Origin of the sequence: Gordonia zhenghanii (assembly GCF_021738965.1) — a bacterium.
GTDB classification, from domain to species: Bacteria; Actinomycetota; Actinomycetes; order Mycobacteriales; family Mycobacteriaceae; genus Gordonia; species Gordonia zhenghanii.
In genome coordinates this window covers 16,647-39,921 of the sequence record NZ_JAKKOQ010000018.1, presented here as the reverse complement: position 1 = coordinate 39,921, position 23,275 = coordinate 16,647, and the positions used below count along the sequence as shown (strand labels likewise).

The following is a 23,275-nucleotide window of genomic DNA, read 5'->3' as shown; positions in this document are numbered from 1 at the left end:
ATTTTTCACCTCGGCTGGCGCTATACGTGAGAGTTGTGCCCGATCAGCGGTTCTCCAGACTCTGTTGGATACGGTTCATGCCGGTGAGCCACCGGTCGGGCGACGTCGCGCGAGCGACGTAGTAGTCGCGGACCTTCTCGTGCGGGAGGATGTAGAACTCGTCATCCGCCAGAGCGGCCCAGACGGCGTCGGCGATGTCGGACGGTTCGAGCACGGCGTCGTGGGACAGGACTTCTTTCAGATCGCCCGACTCCTCGTAGATGCGGGTGCGGACGCCCTGCGGGCAGATCGCCTGCACCACAACACCTTTGTCGCGGTACGTCGCCGACAACCATTCGGCGAACCCGATGGTCGCATGCTTCGTCGCCGAGTACGCGGGCGCGCCGAGCATGGTGAGCATGCCCGCCGCGGACGCCGTCACCACGTAACGACCACCGCCCTGCTCCACCCACTGCGGCACCAACGCACGGGCCGCACGGACATGCGCCATCGTGTTGACCTCCCACGAGTCCGTCCAGTCCTCCTCGGACGCCTGCAGACCACGTCCGCGGTCGATTCCCGCATTGCCGAACCAGACGTCGACGCCGCCGAGCCACTCGTTGGCGGTGTCGACCAGACCGCCCGCGCCTTCGGGTGACGCAGCGTCGCCGGGCGCGGCGATCGCGCCGATCTCGTGGGCCAGTGTGTGGACCGCATCGGCGTCGAGGTCGTTGACCATGACCCGCTCGCCCTCAGCTGCGAGCTTCGTGGCGATGGCGCGGCCGATTCCCGCCGCCGCTCCGGTGACGACGACGCGGCGGCCGGTGGAATCCGAGGTCATGATTTCTCCTCAATTCGTGTACGCTCAGAAATAAGCGTTCGCTTAGTTTCAACGCCAGTGTGCCAGAAGGGGGCCGACGGTGGTATCGAAATCCGAACTCACCCGCGCTCGACTCCAAGACGGCGCGATGGCATCGTTCGCCGAGCACGGCTTCCACGGAACCAGCACGCGCCATATCGCCGCAGCGGCGGGAATGAGCCCGGCCGCGGTGTACGTCCACTTCTCCTCCAAGGAGGAGCTGCTGTTCGAGATCACCCGGACCGGACATCTGCAAATCCTGGAGATCGTTACGGCCGCCGCCGATTCAGCACTCGATTCCACCACGCGTCTGGCGAACATCGTGCGCGAGTTCGTCATTTATCACGCTCAACACCACGTCAGTTCGCGCGTCGTCAATTACGAGCTGACCCGGCTCGACCCCGAGCATCTCGCCGAGATCGTCGCGATCCGCGTACAGATCGATCGGGCCCTCACCGGCGTCCTCGAAGGCGGGATCGCCGACGGCGAGTTCACCGTCGGCGACGTCGCGATGACGACCACCGCGATCTCGTCGCTGGGAGTCGACGTGTCCCGCTGGTTCCGAGACGGCCGCACGTGGAGTCCGGAATCCGTGGGCGACTACTACGCCGGACTCGCCCTGGCCATGGTCGACGCCCGCTGACCCCACAATCGTCCGGACCGACGCATTGCGGCCCGGCACATCCAACCGACACGTGAAGGAGGCGCTGTGCGCCGCAAAATCTACACCGAAGACCACCAGGCGTTCCGCGAGACGATCCGCTCGTTCATCGAGTCCGAGATCGTCCCCGTCTACGACCAGTGGCTCGAAGCAGGCATCGTACCGCGCGAGTTCTACAAGAAGGTCGGCGAACTCGGCGTGTTCGGCATCGAGGTCCCCGAGGAGTTCGGCGGCGCAGGCGTCGAGTCGTACAAGTACGAAGCCGTCATGACCGAGGAGATGGCGCGCGCCGGTGTCAGCCTCGGCGGCTCGTCGGTGCACATCCCGCTGTGCCTGCCCTACCTGTTGGCGCAGGCGAACGACGAGCAGAAGCAGCGGTGGCTGCCCGGCATGGCGACCGGCGAGACGATGTTCGCGATCGCCATGACCGAACCGGGCACCGGCTCGGACCTGGCGGGCATGCGCACGACCGCCAAGCTCACCGAGGACGGAACCCACTACGTCCTCAACGGCTCGAAGACCTTCATCACCGGCGGCGTCAACGCCGACCGCGTCATCGTCTGCGCCCGCACCTCGGCTCCGAGCGAGACCGACCGCCGCTTCGGTATCAGCCTGCTCGTGGTCGACACCACGTCGAAGGGCTACGAGGTGGGCCGCAAGCTCGACAAGATCGGCCTGCGCGTCTCCGACACCACCGAACTCTCGTTCACCGACGTCCTCGTCCCCGTCGAAGACCTCCTCGGCGAGGAGAACCAGGGCTTCTACTACCTGGGCCAGCACCTGCCGCGTGAGCGCCTGTCGATCGCTGTCGGGTCGTACGCACAGGCGTCGGCCGCGATCCGATTCGCCCAGGAGTACACGCAGGACCGCAAGGTGTTCGGCAAGTCGGTCGCCTCGTTCCAGAACACCAAGTTCGAGCTGGCCGCCTGCAAGACGCAGGTCGACGCGATGGAGGCCGTCGTCGACCGGGCGATGGAGGCCTACGACAACGGCGAGCTGTCGGCCGCCGACGCGGCCTCGGCCAAGCTGTTCTGCACCGAGGCAGCATCGGACGTCATCGACCGTTGCCTACAGCTGCACGGCGGATACGGATACATGAACGAGTACCCGATCGCCCGCCTGTACGCCGACAGCCGAGTGAGCCGCATCTACGGCGGAACGAGCGAAGTGATGCGCTCGATCATCGCTAAGAACATGGGGCTGTAACTCCCCATCGCAGACGTGCGACGCTGGAGGGCGTGAGCCACCGACTTCCGGACCCGGAACCAGAGTCTCGACCGGAACGAGAAGCGCGGACGAAGCCCGCCAAGGCCCGACCCCGCCCTCCAGCGGCACCGCCGCCCGCCCACCATCACCACCACGATCACGGCGGCGACATCCCCGGGGTCCTCGCCCGATACGCGCGCCCGGCGGTCATCGTGGTCCTTGCGATCGCGGCGCTGTTCATCACGGTCGGCGCGATCATGACGTGGCCGTCCGACGACGACCATCCCATCCCCCTGCAGTTCCAGTCGTCCGACGGCGGACCGTTGAAGATCTACGACGCGACGGTCGTCTCGCAGACCCGCGCCGACTGCTCGGTCATCGACTCGGGGACTCCGACCGCCGAGTATCCGATGATTCCGACGACGGGCGGCCCGTGCATCGCCACAGTCCTCCACATCGATTCGGGCCCCGACTCCGGCGAGTACGCGGCACTGTCCATCCCCACCAATGCGGCGCAGTCCGGTTCCGGACCGGCGTCACAGGCGGTCGGGACCGGAGCCCCGGACGATCCGCAGCCGGGCCAGCCGAGCCTGTCGGTGGACGATCAGATCCGCGTGAGCGCGATGCCGTCGCACAACGCCGACGCACCGGACTCGTCGACGTACGCGTTCTACGACTACACGCGCGGGTCGCCGCTGATCTTCTGGGCGGTCGCGTTCGTGCTGGCCATCGTCGTGGTCGCGACGTGGCGCGGCCTGCGCGCGATCGTCGGTCTCGCGGTCGCCTTCGCCGTCCTCGGCTTCTTCACGCTGCCGTCGATTCTGGACGGGCACGACGTCGTGCTGGTGGCTCTCGTCTCCGCGGCGGCGATCCTGTTCGTCGTCCTGTATCTCGCGCACGGGGTCAGCCTCCGGACGAGCGCGGCCCTCGTCGGGACGCTGGCGTCTCTGGTCGTCGCCGGGTTCCTGAGCAATGCGGCCATCGCCTCCCTCCAGTTGACCGGACTGTCGGCGGACTCCACAAAGAGTCTGCAGTTGTATCAGGGCACGTTGTCGTTGAACGGCCTCCTGTTGGCCGGCTTCGTGATCGGCACGCTGGGCGTCCTCAACGATGTGACGATCACACAGGCGTCGGCGACCTTCGAACTCGCCGCCATGCCCGGCCAGACGCGTCTCGGTGCGTTCCGTGCCGCGATGCGGGTCGGTCGCGACCACATCGCGAGCACCGTCTACACACTCGTGTTCGCGTACGCGGGCAGTGCACTCCCCCTGCTTCTGCTGTTCTCGGTGGCCGCGCAACCGGTGTCGTCGCTCCTGACGTCCGAGGAGGTCGCGATCGAGTTGGCGCGCGCCTTCGTCGGCGGCATCGCCTTGGCGCTGTCGGTTCCGTTGACGACGGCGGTCGCCGCCGCACTCGTCGTGCCCGGCGGCAAGCAGGCGGAGTGAACCACAGCACCCACTGCTGATCACGAGAGGACTGTCACTGAGATTCGCGGTAGCGCTCAAAAGTGTTAGTCAGTAACAATAGTGACCATGTCATCCTTTCTGTTCCGAATCGGGCGGTTCTCTTTCCGCCACAAATGGTGGGTCCTCGGCGCGTGGGTCGCGGCACTCGCCGTGGTCTTCTCCCTGATCAGCGCACTGCAACCCAAGTTCGCTCAAGACTTCGAGATGCCGGGCACCGATGGCGGAACCGCCATGGAGCAGATGGAGGAGTACTTCCCCGCCATCACCCAGCAGCAGACCGAGGCCTCGACCAACATCGTGATCGCGGCCGACAACGGACTCGCCGCCCACACCGGTGAGATCGACTCGCTCGTCGCCGACCTCAAGAAGCTGCCGGAGGTGACCGAAGCCGGCACGATCGCCAACCCGGTCGCCGTCGCGCAGGCGATGCCGGACAAGGCTGCGTCGGTCCTCGGCGACGACGGCCGCGTCGGTCTGATCTCCGTCCACCAGGGCATCGACCTGATGGACGTCACCGTCGACGACAAGGACGCGGTGCTCGACGTCCTTGCCGAACACCGCGCGGACGGCCTCCAGGTGGAGGCCACTGGCGGAGTCATGCAGGCGATGGAGCAGGGCGGCACCGCCGAACTCATCGGTTTCGCGGTCGCCTTCGTCATCATGATCATCGCGTTCGGCGCGCTGATCGCAGCGTTCATCCCGCTGGTCACCGGCATCGTCGGCGTCGGTCTGACCATCGGACTCCTGACGCTGGCCGCCGAGTTCATGTCCGTCAACCAGACGGCCACCGCGATCGTCATGATGCTCGGCATCGCCGTGTCCATCGACTACGCGCTGTTCATCGTGTCCCGTTATCGAACCGAACGCGCACGAGGCGGTGATCCCGCCGACGCTGCGGGCCGAGCCGTCGGCACCGCGGGCACCGCGGTGGTGTTCGCCGGCCTGACCGTGGTCATCGCCGTCGCCGCCTTGATGGTCATCGGCATCCCGCTGATCACCCAGATGGGTCTGGGCGCAGCGGTCGCCGTCGTCGTCGCCGTCCTCGGCGGCCTCACCTTGATCCCGGCGCTGCTCGGCGCCTTCGGCAAGTACGCGTTCACCCCGCGCATCCCGTGGATCAAGCAGGCAGCGCCCAAGCCCGACGCCGTGACGATGGGCACCAAGTTCGGCCAGTCCGTCAGCAAGCGTCCGATCCCGTTCATCGCGGGCGGTCTGATCGTGTTGGTCGCCGCCGCGATCCCGATCGGCGGTATGAAGCTCGGCATGGACATGGTCTCCGACGACCAGGTCGCGGGCCAGGAACTCATCGCCCAGGGATTCGGTGAGGGCATCGGCGGCGAACTGTTCGTCGTCGTCCACTCCGACGATGGCACGGTCGACAAGGCCGCCACCGCCACTGTCGACGGCATCAAGAAGCTCGACGGCGTCGTCGCGCCGGAAGCCACCATGTGGATGGGCAACGGCACGACCGACAAGCAGAACCCGAACGTCGACGCGGACAGCGCGATAGTCGTCGTGACGCCGGTCAGCGCGCCGTCGTCGGATCAGACGCACAAGCTGATGGAGGAGATCCGCGGTCTCGCACCTGCCGCCGAGGCTGCGGGCGGCGAGCTCCACGTCGGCGGTCAGACCGCGATCATGTCCGACCTGTCGGCCAAGCTCGACTCCGCGCTGATCCCGTACATCGCAGTGGTGGTGGGCCTGGCGTTCCTGATCATGATCGGCGTGTTCCGGTCGCTCTGGGTGCCGCTCATCGGCACGCTCGGCTTCGTGTTCTCCGTGCTCGCGACCTTCGGCATCACGTCGTGGATCTTCACCGACGGCGCTCTCGGCCTGATCGACCACACCAAACCGCTCTTGTCGTTCCTGCCGATCTTCCTGGTCGGCGTGGTCTTCGGCCTGGCGATGGACTACCAGGTGTTCCTGGTGACCCGAATGCGCGAGGAGTTCATCCACGGGCTGAGCGCCAAGGAGGCGATCGTCGCCGGATACCGGCACGGCTCCCGGGTGGTCTCGTCGGCCGCCGTCATCATGATCAGCGTGTTCGCCGCATTCATGCTGGCGCCGGACACGACGGCGAAGATGATGGGCTTCTCGCTCGCAGTCGCAGTCTTCTTCGACGCGTTCATCATCCGCATGATCGTCGTTCCCGCAGCACTGGCGCTCCTCGGCGACCGCGCCTGGGGTCTGCCGAAGTGGCTGGACAAGCTGGTCATCGACTTCGACATCGAAGGCAGCAAGGTCCGCGACGCCGGCGTGCCGTCCGAGCACGCGGAACGGGCCGAGGCTATGTAGAACCACATGTCCGAGACATCAGAATCGGCCGCGGCCCTCGGGCCGCGGCCGAGCCTGCGTGAACGCAACAAAGCTCGCACCCGCGACGCCATCCGGTCTGCTGCCATGCATCTGTTCCAGGACCAGGGCTATGTGGCGACGACGGTGGCGCAGATCGCCGACGCCGCCGACGTCAGCCACACCACGTTCTTCCGCTACTTCCAGAGCAAAGAACAGGTGGTCCTGGCCGACGATCTCGACGACGTGCGGAACGACATTCTGCACACCATCGAACCCGGCCTGGACAGGTTCGCCCTCCTTCGTCGGATCATCACCGACCTGTACAACGTCGGTCACGACGACGAGTGGGCGTCGAACCCCGCCCGGTTCCGGCTCATCCAGACCGAGCCTGCGCTCGTCACCGCCCAGCAGGCCGACGCCGACCAGATGCTCGTCCAGATGCGGGGAGTCATCGCCGACTATCTCGGGGTGAAGGCCGACGACTTTCGTCTTCGGGTCTTCATCGCCGCGTCCGCCGGAGTGATGTTCCACGTCGTCGGCAACACCGGGGACGGCGAGATCCCGACCCTCGAGGAATGCCTCGAAGCACTCGACCTCCTCGAAGAGGGACTACCGGTGTAGAACGCGCCGCGCTCTATACTCCCGACATGTCTTCCCCTGACTCCTCGGGCCCTGACTCGTCAGGCACAGTCCTCGGCCCGTACCGCCTCGTCCGACTCCTCGGGCGAGGCGGCATGGGCGAGGTGTACGAGGCGGTCGACACCGTCAAGGGTCGAACGGTCGCGCTGAAGCTGCTGCCCGCCGCTCTCGCCGACGACCACGGCTACCGCACCAGGTTTCTCCGCGAGTCGCGGACGGTCGCCCGACTCAACGATCCGCACGTCATTCCGATCCACGACTTCGGTGAGATCGACGGCCGCCTCTACCTCGACATGCGCATCGTGCACGGTCGTGATCTGCGGTCTGTCCTCGGCGACGGCCCGCTGCATCCCGAACGCGCGGTCGCGATCATCGGTCAGATCGCGGGCGCCCTCGACGCGGCCCACGCGTCCGGGCTGCTGCACCGGGACGTGAAGCCCGAGAACATCCTGATCGACGGCAACGACTTCGCGTACCTGGTCGACTTCGGGATCGCCCAGGCCGCGGGCTCCACACGACTCACACAGACCGGCACCGCGATCGGTTCGTTCGCGTACATGGCGCCGGAACGGTTCGGCGACTCCGTTGAGCTCACGCCGGCCGCCGACGTCTATTCGCTCGCGTGCGTCCTCTACGAAGCCGTCACCGGTGCACCGCCGTACGCGGCGACGAGCATCGAGCAGATCATCAGCGGCCATCTCACGCGACCGATCCCGCCGAGTGGCACAGTCCTCGACCCGGTCATCGCAGCAGGCTCCGCGAAAGACCCGGGCCGGCGCATGCAGACGTGCGGCGCGTTGGCCGCGGCTGCCCGCGACGTGCTCGCCGGGCGATACGCGCCGACCCTCGTCGCAGGCGTGCCGACTGCCCACGCCCATCCCCCACAAGCCCCACCGGCCGACCGCGGTCGCATCGCCCTCGTCGCTGCCGCCGTGGTGGTGGTCGTCGCCCTGATCGCGGGCGGCCTCTGGTTCGGGCTGCGCAGCACGAGCGACGACGAGCCTGCCACCGTCGCCGACACGTCCGCATCGCCGCCCACCGGGAACTCGCAGTCGCTGATCACGACGACCGTCACCCAGGAACCGGAGACGGAGACAGAGGAAGAGACAGCGACACCGTCGCGCGAGTCGGGTGACCTCGGCCTGTCGACACCGATCAGCAGTCCCCCGTGCGACGGCCGAACGGTCGCCTTCGTCTACAACGCGACGACGCCCGGATCCTACGAACAAGAGGTCGGCGACGCCCTCGCCAGCCACCCCGGCTCGGCATACCTGCGCACCGACCAGTCGTGCTCGTCGTTGCGACACGACCTGGACGGCAACCCGATCTACGCCGTCTACCTCGAGGGCTCGTCGCTCACCGAGACATGCCGGATCAAAGCGGACATCGGTGGCGAGACCTACGCCCGTCGTCTCGACGAGACCACGCCGGTAGGCGTCGAGATCTGCTGAAGCGGTTTACGCTCGAACCATGGGCGGCATATGGAACGCTATCGGCGACTACTGGTGGCTGATCTTCGTCGTCGGCGGTTCGGTCGGCGGCGTGACACGCGGCATCGGAGCCTGGAACGAACGTCGAGCGCAGCGGCGGCTGGAGCGGTACCGGATCAAGCAGGAGGCGTCGGTGGCGCGCGCCGAAGCCGAGAGCCGCGGCCGAGTCGACTCGGCCGCAGTCCAGGCCGAGCTCGCGGCGGCGGCCGCGGAGCACGAGCGGACCGATGAGACGTGGTTCGCCTACGAGACCGACCTCGCCACGCTCCTCGACTATCCGATGCTCGTCGACCTCCGCGAACCGCTCACCGAGACGTTCCACCGCGACCGGAGTCGGGCCGAACTCCTACGTCCGGCGCCCGACTCGACCGACCAGGGCGCCGTCCGGTCGTACCGAGATGCCGTCCACGCGTACTCGACGTCGCTCGCTGTCGCCGAACAGGAGGCGAAACGACGACGCCGCAACGACTTCAGTCCCGTCGAACAGGAGCGACTCGCCCGCGCCCAACGACTGCTCGCGCTCGCGATGAACGACGCGGCCTCCGGCGAAGAACGACGGCAGGCCTACGCCCGTGCACGGTCCGAACTCGACGGTCTGATCGCGCTCCCCACCGCTGGTGCCGCCGCACTCGAACGACGCGTGCAGGCCGCGATCGAGGCCGGTTAAGGGCAACCCGTCGAGGCTGTTCATTTTCACAGGCTACGATCCAGACGTGCTGGAAGATCTCAACAAGAAGGCGAAGAAGGCAGGCCTTCACGTCGCCACAGGTAAGAAGACCGGCAAGTACAGTGTCCGCAAGGTCAAAAACGGCAAACTGGTCGCCAAGAACATCACCGCCGACGAGGTGCGCGATGTGATCAAAGATCACAAGTGACCCGTGTTCGGGCTTCGTGCAATAGATTCGGTGCTCGCCGCACCCCGTGACTTCGTGTTGAGTCCGTCACGCGGACTCACCGAACGCGTGCGTTCGATTCTCCCGGACTCGCGTACCGACCTGACTGGCCGAACGATCGTCGTGACCGGCGGGTCGTCCGGAATCGGCGCCGCTGCAGCAGAGTTGCTCGCGGAGCACGGGGCCACACTCGTCCTCGTCGCCCGCGGCATCGAGTCGCTCCAGGAGAGTTGCGACCGGATCACCGATGCAGGCGGAACAGCACACATGCTCACCGCAGACCTCTCCGACCCCGACGACGCGCGACGCCTCGCAGCGGACGTCCTCGAGCGTTTCGGCACCCCCGATGTGGTCGTGAACAATGCGGGACGGTCCATCCGCCGGTCGACGATGGATGCCGTCGACCGATTTCACGACTACGAGCGGACGATGGCCGTCAACTACTTCGGCCCGGTCTCGCTCACCCTCGGCCTGCTTCCCGCGATGATCGACGCCGGGCACGGACAGATCGTCAACGTGGTCACCTGGGGCGTCCACGCGGGGTCTATGCCGAAGTTCGGCTCGTACCACGCATCAAAGGCCGCACTCGCGGCCTTCGGCCAGTCACTCGACGCCGAGTGCGCGGGCACCGGTGTCACCGTCACCGAAGTGGGCTTCCCGCTGGTACGCACACCGATGATCGCGCCGACGTCGTCGTACGACCATGCTCCGGCGCTGCGCCCCGAGCAGGCCGCCCAGTGGATTCTGCGGGCCGTCACCGAGCGCCCCGCACATCTGTATCCGCGGTACGCGTCGGTTCTCCGCGCGATCGGCGGCCTCTCGCCTCGCGCGGTGGGACGCATCGTCGGCCGGCTCGGCATCTGACGCCTCGTATGATCACCGTATGACCGAGCACCTCGATCGCCGTGACATCGACTTCCTGCTGCACGAATGGCTCGACGTCACGTCGCTGACATCGCGACCACGTTTCGCCGAGCACTCCCGCGAGACATTCGACGCCGTCCTCGACCTGTCCGAAGACATGGCGACCAAGCTGTTCGCGCCGCACAACAAGATGTCGGACCAGACCGAGCCGTATGTCGGAGACGACGGCACAGTGGTGCTGCTACCGGAGATCGGCCGCGCACTGTCGGCGTACGGCGAGGCCGGACTCATGGCCGGAACCTTCGACGAGGAGCTCGGCGGCATGCAGCTGCCGAACACCGTCTCACGCGCAGCGATGACGTTCTTCCAGGCGGCGAACGCGCCCACGTCGTCGTACGCGTTCTTGACGGCGGGCAACGCGAACCTGCTGACCACTTACGGCACCCCAGAACAGATCGACACCTGGGTCCGCCCGATGCTCGAGGGCCGCTACTTCGGAACGATGTGCCTGTCCGAACCGCAGGCGGGATCGTCGCTGGCCGACATCACCACGAAGGCGGTGCCCGCCGACGACGGCGCCTACCGCGTGACCGGAACCAAGATGTGGATCTCCGGCGGCGACCACGAGATCACCGAGAACATCGTGCACCTCGTGTTGGCGAAGGCTCCGGGAGGCGGCGCAGGCGTCAAGGGCATCTCGTTGTTCATCGTCCCGAAGTTCCTGCCGGACGGCACTCGCAACGACGTCGCGCTCGTCGGGTTGAACCACAAGATGGGCAACCGCGGCACCACCAACACGCTCCTCAATTTCGGCGACGGGACCTACGGCGACGCATCGACGGCCGGCGCGGTCGGCTATCTGGTCGGCGAAGAGCATCACGGCCTGAAGTACATGTTCAACATGATGAACGAGGCCCGCATCGGTGTCGGTTTCCTCGCGACTGCACTCGGTCATGCCGGGTATCGCGCGTCGTTGGCGTATGCGAAGGTCCGCGCGCAGGGCCGTCCCGTCGACGCCAAGGATCCCGAGTCGGCGCCGATCCCGATCATCGAGCACCCGGACGTCGCCCGGATGCTGCTTGCCCAGAAGTCGTACGTCGAGGGATCCCTCGCGCTGCTGCTGTACTGCGCGTCGTTGCTCGACGAGGAGCAGACCGGCGACCCCGACCGACGCGCACGCATTCACCTACTCCTGGAGGTGTTGACGCCGATCGCCAAGAGTTGGCCGAGTCAGTGGTGCCTCGAGGCCAACAGCCTCGCCATCCAGGTGCACGGTGGCTACGGGTACACCAAGGAATTCGACGTCGAACAGTACTACCGCGACAACCGACTCAATCCGATCCACGAGGGCGCGCACGGCATCCACGGCCTGGATCTGTTGGGCCGCAAGGTGGTCATGAACGACGGTGAGGGTCTCGCGATCCTCGTCGAGACGATCGGGCGGACCATCTCGAAGGGCCGGGACGCAGGCGACGAGGCCGCCGGGCACGCCGAAGCGTTGGCCGACGCGGTGGGCCGTCTGGGCCAGGCGACCGCAGCGGTGTGGGCGCCGGGCGACCCGAAGTTGGCGCTGGCCAACGCGACTGTCTACCTCGAAGCCGCGGGTCACGTCGTCATCGCGTGGATGTGGCTCGAGCAGGTGCTCGCCGCCGACGCCGCCGCCTCGCCCGATGACGCCTTCTATCAGGGCAAGCGGGCAGCCGCCCGCTACTTCTTCGCCTACGAACTGCCGAAGACCGCCGTCCAGTTCGACCTACTCGAGTCCCTCGACCGCACCACCATCGACACGGACCCGAGCTGGCTGTAGCGCCACCCGCCGATCGAGCTTCCCTTCTCGCCGATCGAGCCTCCCCACCCTCAGACCGTGTGCGCGACGACCCAGTCGGTCACGGCTTCAAGGACCTCGTCCTGCTCGGGCTCGTTGAAGATCTCGTGGAACATACCCGGGTAGATCTTCGACGTGACGTCGTCGCTGCCTGCGAGGCGCGCCGCCATCCGAGTGCCGTCGGGGTTGGTGAGGACGTCGGCTCCGCCGTGCAGGATGAGCAGCGGAAGTTTCAGGGACGGAAGGCGATCCGGATAGGTCTTCATCTCTCGGATGAGGGCGCCGCCGAGTCCGGCGCGGATGCCGCCGTGCCAGACGAGCGGATCGGATTCGTAGTCGGCGACGACCTTCGGGTCTCGGCTCACGCCCGACGCGGGGAGCGCTGTGGCGGGCATCCACGGCACGACCTTGCCGAGCACCGGAGCCATCTTCACCAGGACCGACGGGAGATCCTCGCCGGGGACCAACGCGGGCCCGGTCAGGATCAGTCCGTCCAACCGGTCCTGGTGGTCGAGGGCGTACGACAGCGCAACCGCGCCGCCCATGCTGTGCCCCAGCAGAAATCGTGGTCCGTCGACGTCCACCGCATTGATCACGGTGTCGAGGTCTGCGGTGAAGTCACTGAAGTCGGTGACTCCAAGGCGTTTGCCGCCGGACCGGCCGTGGCCTGCCTGGTCGGGTGCGACGACGAGGTACCCGCGGTCGGTGAACTCCTTCGCGACGTGGTGGTAGCGACCGGCGTGGTCGCCGAGCCCGTGCGCAACGACGACGACGCCCACCGGCTCCGTGTCGGGCCGGTGGACGTCGTAAACGATGGTGATGCCGTGACGACCGGTGACTGACGAGGTCTCGATGCTCATCTGGCGAGACTAGCCTGCGCAGTCACGCGGTCGAGTCATTCGCGACCGAGGACTCCCAACCTGCTGACGATCGCCCGGCCTGCGGACTCGACGACTCCGATCGGGCGCAGGGCGGCCTCCACGATCAGCACGACCTGCTCCACGCGGCTGGTCACCGCTTCGAGTCGTCCGACGACGGTGGCCATCTGCTCGACGGTCGTGTCCACCTTGTTCAGGGTCGCGTCCATCTTGGCGATCGTCGCGTCCATGCCTGCGAGCGTCTCGTCGAGCGACCCCGTCGTCCTGGTGAGCCCCATGAGGAGCGGGCCCATGTCGGCGAGCAGCGTCTCGACCTGTCCGACGGTCTGGTCGGCGTTCATCGCCGCCTGGGCGAGCTTCCGGAGCCGCTGCCGATCGTCACCTGCGCGGATGCCCCGTTCGGGCGGATTGATAGCCATGTCTGAACCCTACGACGGATCGGCGACTCCGCTGTCCGCCGTGGCCGACGACCCGTACTTGAACTTTCCGTTCTCGAACAGCAGCGGGTACAGCAGTCCACCGATGAGGCCGCCGACCAGCGGAGCCACCCAGAACGCCCAGAGCTGCCCCGGGGCGCCGTCGCCGTTGAAGAACGCGACCGCCGTCGAGCGTGCGGGGTTGACCGACGTGTTGGAGATCGGGATCGAAATGAGGTGGATCAGGGTCAGCGACAGGCCGATGGCCAAGGGGCCGAAGCCCTTCGGCGCGCGTCCGTCGGTGGCGCCGAGGATGACGATGAGGAAGAACGCGGTCAGGATGATCTCGGCGAGGAGCACGGCGGCGAGACTGTATCCACTCGGCGAATGGTCGCCGAATCCGTTCGCAGCCATGTTGCCGGTCGCGTCGAATCCGTCTTTACCTGAGGCGATCGCGTAGATCGCGGCGCCTGCGAGGAGACCGCCGACTATCTGGGACACCCAGTAGCCGGGCAGATCCTTCCACGGCAACCGGCCGCCGACCGCGGCGCCGAGCGTCACGGCCGGGTTGAAGTGGCCGCCGGAGATGTGGCCGACCGCGTACGCCATGGTGACGACAGTCAAACCGAAAGCGAGTGCGACACCGAGGAATCCGATGCCGACTTGGAAACTGGTGCTGGTGCCCGAGTCTTCCGCGATCACCTTGGCCGCGAAGACGGCGCTGCCGCAGCCGCCGAACACGAGCCAGAATGTTCCGAACAGTTCGGCCAGCCATTTGGCGGGCGTCGATACCACGTCACTCATTGATGCCTCCCGAATCTTATGAATCTGACGACCGACGCGATCACGCCAGTCCACCCGAATCGAGTATGGCGTCCAACGGCGGCCGAACAAGCCGAATCGGTGGACACGATTGGGAATGGACTCGGCATCGGCGCTGTTATCGTCCATAGATTGTTCAAATTTTAATGAACTGGAGGCCATCATGCCCGCCGTCACCGCCGACACTCTGACCCTGCCGCGCATCTCCCCTGCGCCGCTTACCGCGACCGAGCGCACGGTCCGCACGGTGACCACCGGCCCGCGCGGTTACGAGGGCGAAGGATTCCCTGTCGTCCGCGCGTTCGCCGGCGTCCACCCGCGCGATCTCGACCCGTTCATCCACATGGATCAGATGGGCGAGGTCGAGTACGAGCCCGGCGAGCCCCGCGGCACCGACTGGCACCCGCACCGCGGATTCGAGACCGTGACGTACATGATCGACGGCCGCTTCGAGCACCAGGACTCCACGGGTGGCGGCGGACTCATCGAGAACGGCGCGACGCAGTGGATGACCGCAGGCGCGGGCATCCTGCACATCGAGACGCCGCCCGCCGAACTCGTCGAGTCCGGCGGCGCATTCCACGGAGTCCAGTTGTGGGTCAACCTGCCGTCGGCCGACAAGTTCCTGACTCCGCGCTACCAGAATCTGGAGGGCGAACAGGTGCTGCTGCTCGCCTCCGACGACGGCGGAGCCCTGGTGCGCGTCGTGGCGGGCGATCTCGACGGCCACACCGGGCCGGGTTCGACGCACACGCCGATCGTCTTCGCCCACGCGACCGTCTCGCCTGGTGCGCAACTGTCGGTGCCGTGGCGCGAGGACTTCAACGCACTCGTGTACGTACTGTCCGGACGAGGAACCGTCGGCGTCGAGAAGCGCCCCGTCGAAGGCGGACAGCTCGCCGTCCTCGGTGCGGGCGACCGCATCACCGTCGCCGCCGACGCGAACCAGGACTCGAACCGTCCCGCGATGGAGATCCTGCTGCTCGGCGGACAGCCGATCCGCGAGCCAGTCGCCCAGTACGGACCGTTCGTGATGAACACGAAACAACAGGTCATCGAGGCGATGGAGGACTTCCAAGCCGGCCGCCTGGGCGTCGTCCCCGCCGATGCGCTCCGCCCGCATCGCGCCAGCGGCAAGTGACCTCGACCGACCACCGGCCCGCCGCGTGGCGCCTGTTCATCGAGAACAGCGTCCGCGTGCAGACCGTCCTCGACGAGCGGCTGCGAGCCTCGGACGGTATGACGCTCAGCGACTATCACGTCCTGCTGCTCCTGGCCGAGGCCCCGGACCGCCGCATGCGGATGCGCGATCTGTCGCGCCGCATGGTGTTCTCCGCGTCCCGCCTCAGCTATCAGATCCGCGCGCTCGCCGACCGCGGTCTGGTGTGCCGCGAACCCGTTCCCGGCGACCGCCGCGGCGCGTTCGCGTGCCTCACCGACGCCGGGCTCGACGCCTTCACAGCCGCCGCCGCACGGCACGGGCGCGACGTCGACGAGTTGTTCTACACCGGCCTCACCTCCGACGACGGCTCCGCCCTCGAGTCCATCATGACCCGCCTGTCCACTCGCCTCGATGCTCTAGAGGAGCACTGATGATCACCGTGATCGAGTCTGCGGACCGCCACTTCTGGGCCAACGAATGGCTCACCTCCCGCCAGTCGTTTCCGGGAACCGGGAACTTCGACCTGTTCGACAACGCCCACGGCGTGCTGGTGATGCACAACGACGACGTCGTCGACGCGGGCGAAGGACTCGACGCTCACCGTCACCAGAACATGGAGATCCTGACCTGGGTTCTCGACGGCGCTGTGACACACCGTGATTCGGCAGGCAACACCGGCACGCTGCCCGCTGGGACGTTGGGCGTGATGTCGGCGGGCACCGGAATCACGCACGCGGAGACCAATGCGGCCACGCGTGCGGAGCGCTCGCCGTTGCGCGTCGTCCAGATGTGGGTGGCTCCACACACCGACGGTCTGCCTCCGCAGCAGTCCGAGCACCGATTCGACGACACACTCGCGTCCGGACAACCTGTCATCGTCGCATCGGGGCGGCCCGAACACGAAGGGTCTGACGTAGCCCGGATCGCAAACCGGTTCGCCGCCTTACACATCGCTCGACCGCTGCCCGGTGCCACGATCGACCTGCCCGGAGCGCCGTTCGGGCATCTGTACGTCGCCCGCGGAGCAGTCACCGTGGACGCCGACGGCGAGCAGCACGGATTGGGCGAAGGAGATGCCGTGCGGCTCACCGACTCCGGAGCCGTCCAGGTCACCGCGGCGATCGACGCCGACCGGCCCGAGATCCTGTACTGGGAGATGCACGCGAGTTTCGATCTCGTGCGATCCTGAAGGGCATGACCACGGTTCCGTCCGCCGACGCCCTCTCGTCCTCCGTCTCCGACCTCATGGATCGCGCGCACAGCGATCTCGCGACGCTCGTCTCGTTCGCGTCCGTCCACCTCGACTCGTCGAAGGCCGACGCGTCCGCGGCGAGCGCCGCCTGGGTCCGGGATGCGTTCGCCGAACTCGGATTCGACGTCGAGGTGATCGTGACCAGCGACGGATCGTCTGCGGTCGTCGGGCACCGCGCAGGCCCGGAGGGCAGCCCGACGGTCGCCCTGTACAGCCACCACGATGTGCAGCCTGCAGGCGACGGCGCGTTGTGGTCGTCGCCGCCGTTCGAGCTGACCGAGCGCGACGGCCGGTGGTACGGCCGCGGGAGCGCCGACTGCAAGGGCAACGTCGTCTCGCACCTCACCGCACTGCGGGCCGTCGCCGACGACCTCTCCTGCAGTGTTCGGATCATCATCGAGGGATCAGAGGAGGCGGGCGGCGAGGGCCTCGACGACCTTGTGACGCAGCGACCCGAACTGTTCGCGGCCGACCTCATCCTGATCGGTGACGCCGGGAACGTCGCCGCAGGCCTCCCGACGTTGACGACGAGCCTGCGCGGCGTGGTGAACGTCAAAGTCACCGTGTCGGCGCTGGAGACCGCAGTTCACTCGGGCGCCGCGGGCGGACCGACTCCGGACGCGATGGCCGCCCTCGTCGCGGGCCTCGCGTCGCTGCGCAACGAGCGCGGCGACACCGTCATCGAAGGGGTCGAGAACACCCAGGAGTGGGGCGGCGTCTCCTACTCCGACGAGCAGTTCCGCGCCGATGTCGGAGCCCTCGACGGCACCGAGATCCTCGGCAGCGGCGGCCCCGCCGATATGGCGTGGGCCCGGCCTGCGGTCACCGTGATCGGCATGGATGCGCCGAGCACCGCCGAGTGCGCGGCCGCAATCATCCCGCAGGCCTCGGCCATGCTCAACCTGCGCATCCCGCCCGGGATGGAGCCACAGCCGACGTACGACGCGCTGGTCGCACACCTACACAAGCACATCCCGTGGGGCGTGCGAGTCGAGTTCGAACCGGACGCGTTCGGCCGCCCGTTCAGGGCCGCGACCGAAGGGCCCGGATACACCGCACTCACCGACGCGATGAAGACGGCATACGGCGTCGACGGCGTCTTCTATGCGGGCCAGGGCGGCTCGATCCCGCTGTGCACGGTGCTCGCCGAAGCTCATCCGGACGCCGAGATCGCGCTGTTGGGTGTCGAGGAGCCCCGCTGCCACATCCACGCGCCGAACGAGAGCGTCGACCCCGACGAGATCCGCCGGACCGCCCTCACCGAGGCGATCGTGCTGGCGAGTCTCGGGGCGAGCTAGCAGCCGCCCACCGGCAGCTTGTTCAGCTTGCCGGAGATCCACTTTCCGACTCGGTTGAGCATGGCGGTCCCGTCGCTGAACGTTCCGCTCGACGGCAGGGCCGCCATGCTCACCGCGAATGCGCCTCGCCGTGTGGTGACGACTCCGAGCTGGCGTACGACATACTTCCCCGTTGCGTCGGACACCGGCCCCCAGCCGCCCTTCACCGCAGTGGTGACACCGCGCTTGCGCATTGTCTTGACGCCCCATTTCTGGTTGGCCTCGACGGTGCGCATGTAGCCGAGAACTCGGCCCGAGTCGGGAAGACACGGAAGGTGCGCACCGAAGACCGACTGGCGGGCGAGAGTCCAGTCGGTGTAGCCGGGAAAACTCGACGGGTGGGAGATCGACGACAGGACGCGGGTGTCGCCGTCGTGGTCTTCTTTCAGGACTTCGGACACTCGCTCGACGGCGAGCTCATCGCCGCCTAGAGAGCCCCAGAGGCGTTCGGCCGCGTCGTTGTCGGATGCGCGGATCGCCGAACGGATGTCGCCGACAACAGTTTTCCCGTTGGCGCGTTCGGCGGCGATCGACACCGGAACCTTCAACGTCGACCATGCGCGCGCCGTCTTGACGGTGCCGAAGTTCATCGTGTCGTCACTGCCGACCGGGGTGATCGCGAGACCGATACGACCAGGAATGCTCTTGGTGATCGTGCGCGAGCGGCGGTTGAAACTCTTGAGCAGGTCGACCTGCGTCGCGTGCGGCGAGAGCCGCGGTAGCGGATTCGGCATCGGGATGAACGGTAGAGCGTCCGCGCTGCCCGCTCCTGGCACGACGCCACCGGCGAGCATCAGGGCAGCCGAGAACGCCACCAACCCACGACGAACCACAATCGCCCGACGAATCACAAACGTCCCTTTGGTCACATCAACAACTTCAGTAACACTAGTCGGGGGACTGAAGGGGGCCAATCGGCGAGGCCCACCCGCAACGCGGGCGTTGCCTGACCGTTACCGGCAGCGACCGGAAGGCAGCGACGCGAGGTGGCGACCGACCCAGCTTCCAACAGTGTTCAGTGCGGCGATACCCGAGTCCATCGACGCCCCAGGCGAATACGTGCTCATGGCAACCGCGGCCCGAGAACCGTTACGCAGAGTCACGAGCCCGAGCTGGCGGACCACGTAGCCGCCCGACGCACTCGGCCCCCAGCCGCCCTTGACCGCTGTCGTCCGCGCGGGGATCACTTCGACACCCCACTGCTGGTTGCCTGCGACCTCCCCCATCAACGAGACGACGTGTCCGCTGTCCGGCAGACAGGGCAGGTTAGCCGCGAATGTCGCCGCATTCTCCAACGGCCACGTCGTCTGGCCGAAGATCGAGTACTCCGCTCGCAACTTCTGCGACGGAACCGTCGTCGTCGTGTCACCGCCCTCTCGCAGTACTGCGGTGACCGCGGCCGCCGCCTCGTCGTTCGACCCGAGTGAGCTCCACAGCGTTTCCGCCGCGGCGTTGTCGGAGTTGATGATCGCCGACGATTCGGCCTGGCTCGGACCGTTCGCACGTTCTGCGGCCACCGCGAGCGGCACCTTGATGGTCGACCAGGCGACCTGCGGAGCCTGGTCGCCGAACGTCGTCACGTCACCGCCGCCGACCGGGGCGACTGCGAGGCCGACCGGCTGCGCCACCGTCAACGCGTCGAAACTCGCCGTGAGTCTGGCATTCCCCCGAGGCGTCGACGACGACCCGACAGAAGGAGACGGGGCGGCAGGCGACGACGAAGTCGCCGTCACGACCTCGGTGACCGTCGCGACCGAGTCCTGCTCATCCCCCGATCCGCAGGCGACGAGTGAGGTGGCGACCACTGCCGCCAGTAGTGCGATTCCAGCGGTATGACGCCTCGATGCCACGCGAGCATCCTCTCGTTGTCTGTTCACAGTCAGTGTCGGCGGCTCAATAGATCACGACGACGGCATTGTTGCCGCCGCGACAGACCACCACACCGGTCTCCGGCGAGCACGCCATCGTGTACGCCATGCCAGTCACCGGACTGGACGCCACGATCGTGCGCGCCTCGCCCTTCGGCCCCTGCTGCAGGTACACGGCTCCGACGTTCGCGGCGAACTCACAACTCGTCACCGACGTCGCCACGCCGACTCCGCCACCACACGACGACGTGCCCGGCGGCGGCGTCGGCGCCACGGCCGACGTCTGCGGATCGACGGTGTTCGTGATCGTGGTCGTGGACGACGGCGATGCCGTCGACGAACCGCCCGAATCGCGGAAACCGAACCAGTACACCGCCAGACCGATGAGCGCCGCGACGAGCACGACGATGAGCACGGCCAACACGATGTGCAGCATCCGGTTGTCGTCCTGCTGCTGCGGGCCCGGGTACCCGCCGCCGTACGGCTGCCCCGGATAGCCCTGCGGAGGAATCGGATTCGTCATCTGCTGCGGTCCGGAGAACGACTGGGGTCCAGAGAACGACTGGGGTCCGGAGTAGTTCTTCGTGCTGGCCGGGAGGGGCGTACCGATCTGGGTCGCGTCGTACGCCGGATTCATCGGAGCGCCGTGGATCGCCGCCTGGGCCGCCGCAGCGAACTCCCCCGCGGACGCGTACCGGTCGGCAGGCGCCTTTGCGAGTCCACGCATGACCACTGCGTCCAACGCGGGCGACACGGCCTGGCTGATCGAACTCGGAGCCGGGACCGCCGACAGCACCGTCGACTTCACGACGGCACTCACCGAGTCCCCCGGATACGGCTGCCGACCGGTGAGCAACTCGAAAAGCACGGCTGCGAGCGAGTAGACATCCGATGCGGGACTGACCGGGACGTTGTCGAGTTGCTCGGGCGCCATGTAGGCGATCGATCCGACCGCGGTCCCCGTGCGCGTCAGATGCGCGTCCCCCGAATGGTGGGCGATGCCGAAGTCCACCAGGTAGGCGAACCCGTTCGACGTCATCAGGACGTTCTCCGGCTTCACATCCCGGTGCACGAGACCGACCGCGTGCGCGGCGTCCAACGCCGAGGCGACCTGTTCGATCACGGCCACCGCGTCCGGCGGAGCCATCGGGCCGTCGCCGCGCAGCACGGCGCGCAGATCACGGCCGTCGACCAATCGCATGTCCAGATAGAGGACGCCGTCGATCTCGCCGTAGTCATGGATCGGGATGATGTGTGGTTCACCGAGTTTCGCCGCCGTCTGCGACTCGCGACGGAACCGCTCCTGAAAGGTCTCGTCGGATGCGAGGTCTCCCCGCAGCAGCTTCAGTGCGACTTCACGGTCGCGAACAGTGTCGTGCGCCCGGAACACCTGCCCCATGCCGCCGCGACCGACGAGCGCGTCGAGGCGGTACGGACCGAACTGAGAACCCACATCCATGAGGACGATCATTCCTCATCAGTCCGACAATCGTGACCGGCATCGGGCCAATTGTCATTCGTTCGGACGCCAGGCAGACATCCCCAGAAACACCATCACCAACTGTTTCTCCGCGCGCGCCACCAACGTGCGTTCGGTGGCGTCTCGACCGTCGCCGTCGAGCAGCTCGGCGACGGTGGTCATCATGATCGTCACGATCAGGTCGGCGGCGATCTCGAGGTCCTCGGCCTCCCACGACGCCAGCGCGGGCGTGCGCGCCAGATCGATCGCGAGTTCACGCGAGAGCAACCGCAGTTCGGTGCCGATGGCTCGGCGCACTTCCGCGACGCCGCCGTGCTGTTCGCGGACAAGGAATCGGAACTGCTTCTCATCGCTGCGGACCTTCGTCAACAAGATGTCGAGCGAGTCGCGCGCCGTCGGCATGCCGCGGCTGGCGAGATCTCGCCTCGCCTTGCGCAACGCTCCGCGCAGCATCCGCATAGCGTCCTCGACAAGAGTGACGCCTAAGTCCTCCATAGAGGCGAAATGCCGATAGAACGCGGTGGGCACGATGCCTGCACCGCGTGAGACCTCACGCAGGCTGATGCTTCCGAACGAACGGTCGTCCACCAGATCGATGGTGGTATCGAGCAGCGCCTGCCGAGTCTGTTCCTTCTTTTCCGCTCGGCTTCCTGCCACGCGAGCAGTCTAGTTCACCACCCCCACGGTGATGGCAGACACGTTCACAATCCTTGACACACACCGGTACGGACCCACAGAATATGGGAGTACACATGTTCACTGAAAAGTTCGAACAGACCGAAGGACACCCTAATGGCAAACCGTATCGCGACCCTCGTCGGATCACTCGTCGAGGCCACCGCAACCCCATACCCGGTGGACCGTTACCTGGAGTTCATCGATCCGATGCTCACCTGGCGGGACACCCGAGCCAAGGTCATCGACATCCGTCACCAGACCGACCGCTCCACCACCGTCACCATGCGCCCCACGCGTCAGTGGAAGGGCCACCGCGCCGGACAGTACGTCGAGGTCGGAGTGGTGATTGACGGCGTTCGCCAGCGTCGCTTCTACTCGCCGACCAATGCCGAGAACACCCGCGGAGACATCGAGATCACCGTTGCGGTCCACGACGGCGGACTCGTCTCGAACCACGTGCGCAACGCGCTCGAGGTCGGCGAGGTCGTCACTCTGGCAGCTGCGGACGGCGCGTTCGCACTCCCCGATCAGCGCCCCGCGAGGATCGTCCTCGTCAGCGGCGGAAGCGGTATTACACCCGTCCTCTCAATGTTGCGCACGTTGGTCGCCGAAGGACACACCGGACCGGTCACCTTCGTGCACTACGCTCGGACCGCCGACGACGTCCCCTATCGCGTCGAACTCGATGCGATCGACCGCACCATCGATGGCATCGACGTCCGCCTGCACTACACACGCGGTGAGCGCCCCGAGCACTTCGCGGCCGAGCACATCGCCGATGTCGCCGTCGACGGTGCACAGGTGTACATGTGCGGTCCGCAGACTCTCATGGACGCGGTCCGCGCGTACGCCGACGAGGCAGGCATCGCCGACGCCGTGCACACCGAGGCGTTCACTATCGCCTCGCCGGTCATCGACACCGACGAGGTCGAAGGCTCGGTGAAGTTCGGCGCATCGGGCGTCAGCGCCGAGAACGACGGGCGAACCCTCCTCGAGCAAGCCGAGTCCGCAGGCCTGAGCCCGGAATACGGGTGCCGCATGGGCATCTGCTTCAGCTGCACCAAGGTCCGCACGTCCGGTTGCACCCGGAACATCCTGACCGGCGAACTCGACTCCGAGCCCGACAGCCACATCCAGATCTGCATCAACGCCCCGGTCGGCGACGTCGAGATCGACGTCTGACCACCACCCACCACTTCGAAGGG

General features: G+C 66.9%; 23 protein-coding genes. 15 read left to right on the top strand and 8 right to left on the bottom strand.

The genetic code is table 11. The annotated features are described in order from the left end of the window. Window positions 1-43: 43 nt before the first annotated feature. Window positions 44-820: an SDR family oxidoreductase gene (locus L5G32_RS17550; protein WP_237012373.1), complete on the bottom strand. Its 777-nt coding sequence runs from the start codon at window positions 818-820 to the stop codon at window positions 44-46. A 79-nt stretch (window positions 821-899) separates the two neighbouring features. On the opposite strand from L5G32_RS17550, the gene L5G32_RS17545 reads away from it, so the two are divergent. The 10 genes from L5G32_RS17545 (at window position 900) to L5G32_RS17500 (ending at window position 12,159) form a co-directional block, all read left to right on the top strand. Beyond that, the gene (locus L5G32_RS17545) at window positions 900-1,481 is read left to right on the top strand and encodes a TetR/AcrR family transcriptional regulator (protein ID WP_237012372.1); all 582 of its coding nucleotides are present in this window, start codon (window positions 900-902) and stop codon (window positions 1,479-1,481) included. 66 nt (window positions 1,482-1,547) lie between these two features. After that, the gene (locus L5G32_RS17540; protein ID WP_237012371.1) at window positions 1,548-2,705 is read left to right on the top strand and encodes an acyl-CoA dehydrogenase family protein; all 1,158 of its coding nucleotides are present in this window, start codon (window positions 1,548-1,550) and stop codon (window positions 2,703-2,705) included. 32 nt (window positions 2,706-2,737) lie between these two features. Then, window positions 2,738-4,150 (top strand): YibE/F family protein, encoded by a 1,413-nt coding sequence (locus tag L5G32_RS17535; RefSeq protein WP_237012370.1) that lies wholly within the window; start codon window positions 2,738-2,740, stop codon window positions 4,148-4,150. A gap of 87 nt (window positions 4,151-4,237) precedes the next feature. Then, a complete protein-coding gene (locus L5G32_RS17530) occupies window positions 4,238-6,466 on the top strand; it encodes an MMPL family transporter (RefSeq protein ID WP_237012369.1) in 2,229 nt (742 codons plus the stop codon). Window positions 6,467-6,472: 6 nt separating this feature from the next. Further along, entirely contained in the window at window positions 6,473-7,087 is a 615-nt protein-coding gene (locus tag L5G32_RS17525) for a TetR family transcriptional regulator (protein ID WP_237012368.1), read from the top strand. A 26-nt stretch (window positions 7,088-7,113) separates the two neighbouring features. Further along, on the top strand, window positions 7,114-8,556 hold the full coding sequence (locus L5G32_RS17520) for a serine/threonine-protein kinase (RefSeq protein WP_237012367.1): 1,443 nt from the start codon (window positions 7,114-7,116) through the stop codon (window positions 8,554-8,556). Between the two features lie 19 nt (window positions 8,557-8,575). After that, window positions 8,576-9,262, top strand: a complete 687-nt coding sequence (locus tag L5G32_RS17515) for a hypothetical protein (RefSeq protein ID WP_237012366.1) — start codon at window positions 8,576-8,578, stop codon at window positions 9,260-9,262. Window positions 9,263-9,308: 46 nt separating this feature from the next. Further along, on the top strand, window positions 9,309-9,470 hold the full coding sequence (locus L5G32_RS17510) for a hypothetical protein (RefSeq protein ID WP_237012365.1): 162 nt from the start codon (window positions 9,309-9,311) through the stop codon (window positions 9,468-9,470). A gap of 21 nt (window positions 9,471-9,491) precedes the next feature. Then, complete coding sequence (locus L5G32_RS17505) at window positions 9,492-10,352, top strand: SDR family NAD(P)-dependent oxidoreductase (protein WP_237012387.1); 861 nt, start codon at window positions 9,492-9,494, stop codon at window positions 10,350-10,352. 19 nt (window positions 10,353-10,371) lie between these two features. After that, window positions 10,372-12,159 (top strand): acyl-CoA dehydrogenase, encoded by a 1,788-nt coding sequence (locus L5G32_RS17500; protein ID WP_237012364.1) that lies wholly within the window; start codon window positions 10,372-10,374, stop codon window positions 12,157-12,159. Window positions 12,160-12,209: 50 nt separating this feature from the next. Here the strand turns inward: L5G32_RS17500 and L5G32_RS17495 are convergent, their stop codons facing one another. From L5G32_RS17495 to aqpZ, 3 genes are read right to left on the bottom strand one after another with little or no spacing between them, the layout of a single operon-like run. Next, window positions 12,210-13,037, bottom strand: coding sequence for an alpha/beta hydrolase (locus L5G32_RS17495; protein ID WP_237012363.1), 828 nt, complete (start codon window positions 13,035-13,037; stop codon window positions 12,210-12,212). A 35-nt stretch (window positions 13,038-13,072) separates the two neighbouring features. Continuing rightward, window positions 13,073-13,474 (bottom strand): hypothetical protein, encoded by a 402-nt coding sequence (locus tag L5G32_RS17490; RefSeq protein WP_237012362.1) that lies wholly within the window; start codon window positions 13,472-13,474, stop codon window positions 13,073-13,075. Window positions 13,475-13,483: 9 nt separating this feature from the next. Further along, window positions 13,484-14,275 (bottom strand): aquaporin Z, encoded by a 792-nt coding sequence (gene aqpZ / locus L5G32_RS17485; RefSeq protein ID WP_237012361.1) that lies wholly within the window; start codon window positions 14,273-14,275, stop codon window positions 13,484-13,486. A 181-nt stretch (window positions 14,276-14,456) separates the two neighbouring features. Between aqpZ and L5G32_RS17480 the strand changes: the two genes are divergently transcribed. From L5G32_RS17480 to L5G32_RS17465, 4 genes are read left to right on the top strand one after another with little or no spacing between them, the layout of a single operon-like run. Beyond that, window positions 14,457-15,434: a pirin family protein gene (locus L5G32_RS17480; RefSeq protein ID WP_237012360.1), complete on the top strand. Its 978-nt coding sequence runs from the start codon at window positions 14,457-14,459 to the stop codon at window positions 15,432-15,434. After that, the gene (locus L5G32_RS17475; RefSeq protein ID WP_237012359.1) at window positions 15,431-15,886 is read left to right on the top strand and encodes a MarR family winged helix-turn-helix transcriptional regulator; all 456 of its coding nucleotides are present in this window, start codon (window positions 15,431-15,433) and stop codon (window positions 15,884-15,886) included. Before L5G32_RS17480 ends, L5G32_RS17475 begins: the two co-directional genes overlap by 4 nt. Then, window positions 15,883-16,644, top strand: coding sequence for a pirin family protein (locus tag L5G32_RS17470; RefSeq protein ID WP_237012386.1), 762 nt, complete (start codon window positions 15,883-15,885; stop codon window positions 16,642-16,644). The genes L5G32_RS17475 and L5G32_RS17470 overlap by 4 nt, the downstream gene beginning before the upstream one ends. A 5-nt stretch (window positions 16,645-16,649) precedes the next feature. Next, entirely contained in the window at window positions 16,650-18,005 is a 1,356-nt protein-coding gene (locus tag L5G32_RS17465) for a dipeptidase (RefSeq protein WP_237012358.1), read from the top strand. Here the strand turns inward: L5G32_RS17465 and L5G32_RS17460 are convergent. The 4 genes from L5G32_RS17460 to L5G32_RS17445 all read right to left on the bottom strand — a co-directional run bounded on the left by L5G32_RS17460 (window position 18,002) and on the right by L5G32_RS17445 (window position 22,049). Then, window positions 18,002-18,778 (bottom strand): hypothetical protein, encoded by a 777-nt coding sequence (locus L5G32_RS17460; RefSeq protein ID WP_237012357.1) that lies wholly within the window; start codon window positions 18,776-18,778, stop codon window positions 18,002-18,004. The genes L5G32_RS17465 and L5G32_RS17460 overlap by 4 nt on opposite strands. Window positions 18,779-18,997: 219 nt before the next feature. Next, window positions 18,998-19,894 (bottom strand): serine hydrolase, encoded by an 897-nt coding sequence (locus L5G32_RS17455; RefSeq protein ID WP_237012356.1) that lies wholly within the window; start codon window positions 19,892-19,894, stop codon window positions 18,998-19,000. Between the two features lie 43 nt (window positions 19,895-19,937). Next, window positions 19,938-21,371, bottom strand: a complete 1,434-nt coding sequence (locus tag L5G32_RS17450; protein ID WP_237012355.1) for a serine/threonine-protein kinase — start codon at window positions 21,369-21,371, stop codon at window positions 19,938-19,940. Window positions 21,372-21,425: 54 nt separating this feature from the next. After that, window positions 21,426-22,049 carry a TetR family transcriptional regulator gene (locus tag L5G32_RS17445; protein ID WP_237012354.1) on the bottom strand — a complete coding sequence of 208 codons (624 nt, stop codon included), beginning with the start codon at window positions 22,047-22,049 and terminating at the stop codon, window positions 21,426-21,428. A gap of 135 nt (window positions 22,050-22,184) precedes the next feature. On the opposite strand from L5G32_RS17445, the gene L5G32_RS17440 reads away from it, so the two are divergent. After that, complete coding sequence (locus tag L5G32_RS17440; RefSeq protein ID WP_237012353.1) at window positions 22,185-23,252, top strand: ferredoxin reductase; 1,068 nt, start codon at window positions 22,185-22,187, stop codon at window positions 23,250-23,252. Window positions 23,253-23,275 lie beyond the last annotated feature (23 nt).